This is a genomic window from Ruegeria atlantica, assembly GCF_013032455.1.
Taxonomy (GTDB): Bacteria; Pseudomonadota; Alphaproteobacteria; order Rhodobacterales; family Rhodobacteraceae; genus Ruegeria; species Ruegeria atlantica_B.
In genome coordinates this window covers 1-1,073 of record NZ_WQCF01000039.1, presented here as the reverse complement: position 1 = coordinate 1,073, position 1,073 = coordinate 1, and the positions used below count along the sequence as shown (strand labels likewise).

Sequence of the window (1,073 nt, the reverse complement as noted above, 5' to 3'; positions counted from 1 at the left end):
CGCAGCAGGGTCATCCCGCCGCTACCGTGGTCGACTTTCTCACCGCCGTTCTCAACAAGTGTTCAACACTCCATCCAAACCGCCACCACTTATGTCGACCTTCCAGAGGGATTGGCCGAACGTATCGCTCAATGCAGCTCAACGTATTCGGTACGGTTTGGTGTAAAAATTCGCGGTCGGATTCACAGCCTTCAGGGGTGTTAATCCGTTCACAATGAGCTTATCGAACCAGTCAAGGGAGGCATTCACTACTCGCCGGAGGCCAATTATAACAAAGTAGAGGCGCTCGCTTCGCTGATGAGTTTAGGATGTTCGCTGGTCAATGTGCCATTCGGAGGCTCCAAAGATGCATTGGCCATTAGCCCAAATGCATGGACAGAGGATGAACTCGAAAAGATCACTCGCCGTTTTTACCCAAGAGCTGGCACGACGCGCCTTAATCCACCCCGGCCGCAACGTTCCCGCACCGGATATGGGAACCGGTGAACGTGAAATGGCGTGGATGGCGGATGAGTACCGTAGAATATGCTCGTCAGACGCGATTAACCAAAACGCCTGTACAACGGGCAAACCAGCGGCGTGCGTTGTCGTGGCGCAGCCGTGACGTATCTGCCTCACAAAGCATCCTTCCATTCCTTCGAATGGATCGCACCATCAAACCCTGGGATCAAGCACCTAGGTTGGACAAAGACCGCTTGCCAAGTTTTGAATCCCAACCAGTTATCAGCCATGTGCCGCACACTATAAAATAAAGGAATATCTGCTCTAGATTATTGATAGTTGCCGTATCGCCGGGTGCGTTCTAACCAGTTTCTGGGAGTCTTCAATGAGGAGTCCTCAATCAGCTGAAGGCTTAGTGGCGGTTATTCAATTCCCAAAAACGTTCATTTCTCTTTCACATCACTGGCCACGGTCGGTGAACCGAGAACGTATGCGTTAGGAAAGGCAAGAAAAGTTCATCAACTATCGTTGTCCGAACTTTCTGAACGATGCCGCTGACATCAGCAAATCAGCGCTGGCTTCAGCATGCTGCTGAGCGGGCGTTACTCGTCAACTAGGAGGAGATACTCGAT

Annotated in this window: 2 protein-coding genes; both read left to right on the top strand. The window is 51.4% G+C overall.

Features of this window, described 5'->3' with window-relative positions; translation table 11 throughout:
• Positions 1-222: 222 nt before the first annotated feature.
• On the top strand, positions 223-486 hold the full coding sequence (locus GOW93_RS21030; RefSeq protein ID WP_438826211.1) for a Glu/Leu/Phe/Val dehydrogenase dimerization domain-containing protein: 264 nt from the start codon (positions 223-225) through the stop codon (positions 484-486).
• Positions 383-604, top strand: a complete 222-nt coding sequence (locus GOW93_RS21025) for a Glu/Leu/Phe/Val dehydrogenase dimerization domain-containing protein (protein ID WP_438826210.1) — start codon at positions 383-385, stop codon at positions 602-604. The genes GOW93_RS21030 and GOW93_RS21025 overlap by 104 nt, the downstream gene beginning before the upstream one ends.
• The last annotated feature ends 469 nt before the right edge of the window (positions 605-1,073 follow it).